The 2,833-nt window shown below is 70.8% G+C and carries 3 protein-coding genes; 1 reads left to right on the top strand and 2 read right to left on the bottom strand.

Annotated features, from left to right (window positions below; genetic code table 11):
- Positions 1-175 (bottom strand): ORF6N domain-containing protein (locus AC1DXV_RS33390; RefSeq protein WP_477937845.1); only part of this gene is annotated, 175 nt, incomplete at its 3' end.
- 69 nt (positions 176-244) lie between these two features.
- The gene (locus AC1DXV_RS33385; RefSeq protein ID WP_477865409.1) at positions 245-1,876 is read right to left on the bottom strand and encodes a cation:proton antiporter; all 1,632 of its coding nucleotides are present in this window, start codon (positions 1,874-1,876) and stop codon (positions 245-247) included.
- A 34-nt stretch (positions 1,877-1,910) separates the two neighbouring features.
- Between AC1DXV_RS33385 and mutL the strand changes: the two genes are divergently transcribed.
- Positions 1,911-2,833, top strand: a 923-nt coding sequence (mutL, locus tag AC1DXV_RS33380) for a DNA mismatch repair endonuclease MutL (RefSeq protein WP_477937843.1), incomplete at its 3' end; no start/stop codon positions are given.

The raw sequence follows: 2,833 nt of genomic DNA, 5'->3' as shown, positions 1-2,833 counted from the left end.
AGTCGGATGGGAACCGGCTGGCGTTGCGTTTGACCTGCTCATTCAGTCGCTTGGTTGACACACCGTATAGCGCGGCAAGATCGGCATCCACCATGGCTCGCACGTGACGGATCACCACGATGCGGTTCGCTATGGCTGATGCGGGCGGTTTGCTTTCGAGGGGATGACGTTGCATCCGGCCACGTTACGGGGCGCTGTCCAGCGCTGACACCCTGCCATTTGTACTGGCGTGATCGATGGAAGGCTACAGGAGCGTCTTGATCGCCCGCGCCATCTGCGCGCTCTGCTCGTCGCGCCCGTCGCTGACGAACTGCGCGCCGAACTCCTCCAGCCAGGCGCGCTCCGCATCGGTGTTCGCGCTGCCGCTGATCACGATGCGCGGGTTCAGCCGCCGGGCCTGCGTGCACACCTGGATCTTGGCGCCGAGCAGCAGGTCGGCGACCACCAGCAGCCGCGCATCGGCGATGCCGGCGGCCTCGAGCACCTGGCCGCGGGTCGGGTCGCCGAACACCAGCGTCATGCCGGGCACCGCTTCGATGTCCGGGTCGTGGTGCACCGCGGTGATCGCGATGCCGCCCTCGACGCAGCGCGCCGCGATGCGCCGGCCGAGCGCGCCGTAGCCGCACAGCAGCACGGCGGGCGTCGCGTGCCCTGCCTCGGCGGCCGGCACGGCGGTGGGCTCGACGTGCGCCGGATCCGGCTCCGCGACCCGCTTGCCGATCCAGCGGAACAGCAGCGGGTTCACCGCGATCGAGACGATCGCGCCGACCACCAGCGCATCCATCGCCTCGCGCGGCAGCACGCCGATCGACAGCCCCAGGCTCGCGAGGATGAACGAGAACTCGCCGATCTGCGCGAGACCCACCGCCACCGTCGCGCTGGTGCGCGAGGGCTCGCGCAGCACGCCGACGATCGCCACCGCGATCAGCGGCTTCAGCACCAGCACGATCGCGAGCACGCCCAGCACCATCCACGGCTGCTGGATGACGAAGCCCGGGTTGAACAGCATCCCCACCGAGACGAAGAACAGCGCCGAGAACACGTCGCGGAACGGCGCCATGTCGGCGGCCGCCTGCGGGCCGAAGCGCGACTGCCCGACCACCAGCCCGGCGAAGAACGCGCCCAGCGCGACCGACACGTGGAACACCTCGGCCGCCAGCACCGCAACGCCCAGCGCGACGACGAACACCGTCAACGTGAAGAGCTCCGACGATTGCGTGCGCGCCACCTTCTCGAGCACCCGGCCGACCACGCGCGTGCCGACCACGCCGACCAGCAGCGCGAAGACGACGACCTTGCCGAGTGCCATCAGCAGCGCCATGCCCAAGGATTGCGTCGCACCGGCGGCGCCTTCGGCCGGCGGCGCAAGCAGCGGCAGCACCACCAGCGCGCCGACGGTGAACAGGTCCTCGACGATCAGCCAGCCGACCGCGACATGGCCGTCGCGGCTCGCGAGCCGGTTCTGCTCGACCAGCATGCGCATCAGCACCACCGTGCTGGCCACCGCCAGCGCCATGCCGAAGATCGCGCCGGCCGCATGCGACCAGCCGAAGCAGCGCGCCAGCGCCCAGCCGGCCACGCCGGCCACCAGGCTCTGCCCGATCGCCCCCGGCACCGCGAGCTTCCACACCCGCAGCAGTTCCTGCGGGTGGAAGTGCATGCCGACACCGAACATCAGCAGGATCACGCCGATCTCGGCGAGCTGCGATGCGAGGCCCGCATCGGCCACGAAACCCGGTGTGAACGGCCCCACGACGATGCCGGCGAGCATGTAGCCGACCAGTGTCGACAGGCCGATGCGGCGCGTCAGCGCCCCGAAGACAAGTGCAAAGGCGAGGCCGCCGGCCAGCGTGACAAGGAGGGTCAGGTCGTGCATCGGGGCATTATCACGAGCCTCCTACAATTCCCGGATGAATGCCCTTTTGCAGCCCGCCCCACGCCGTCCGATCCGCGAGCTGCCCGACGAGCTGATCAGCCAGATCGCCGCCGGCGAGGTGGTCGAGCGGCCGGCTTCGGTGGTGCGCGAGCTGGTCGACAACGCGCTCGACGCCGGCGGCCGCGAGATCACCGTGAAGCTGGTGGCCGGCGGGGTGCGCAGCATCCTGGTCGAGGACGACGGGCAGGGCATCCCGAGCGACGAGCTGCCGCTCGCGCTGCGCCGGCATGCCACCAGCAAGATCGCGTCGCTGGCCGAGCTGGAGGGCGTCGTCACGATGGGCTTCCGCGGCGAGGCGCTGGCGGCCATCTCGTCGGTGGCTGAACTCGCCATCGCGAGCCGCACCGAGGGCGCGCCGCATGCGCAGCGCATCGATGCGCGCTCCGGCGAGCTGGTGCCGGCGGCCCGCGGCATCGGCACCAGCGTCGAGGTGCGCGAGCTGTTCTTCAGCACGCCGGCGCGCCGCAAGTTCCTGAAGACCGATGCCACCGAGTTCGCGCACTGCCTCGATGCGGTGCGCCGCCATGCGCTGGCCCGGCCCGACGCCGGCTTCGCGGTCTGGCACGAAGGCAAGCTGTCGCAGCAATGGCGCCGCGCGACGCAGGCGCAGCGCGTGCGCGACGTGATGGGCGACGAGTTCGTCGAGCAGAGCTGCGAGGTGATGCTGGAGGCGGGGCCGATGCGCATCACCGGGCGCGCCGGCACGCCGGCCGCGGCGCGTGCCCGCGCCGACCAGCAGTACGTGTACGTCAACGGCCGCTACGTGCGCGACAAGCTGATCGCCCACGGCGTGCGCTCCGCCTACGAAGACGTGCTGCACGGCGGGCGCCAGCCGGCGTATGTGCTGTTCATCGAGATCGCGCCGGACCGCGTCGACGTGAACGTGCACCCCACCAA

Source organism: Rhizobacter sp. P3_C12 (assembly GCF_056402735.1).
Note: the sequence above shows the minus strand (reverse complement) of the source record. Positions and strands in the feature narration are given on the sequence as shown.

Excerpts from the sequence above, each read along its gene's own strand:
- AC1DXV_RS33385 (WP_477865409.1), bottom strand. The coding sequence starts at position 1,876 with ATGCACGACCTGACCCTCCTTGTCACGCTGGCCGGCGGCCTCGCCTTT.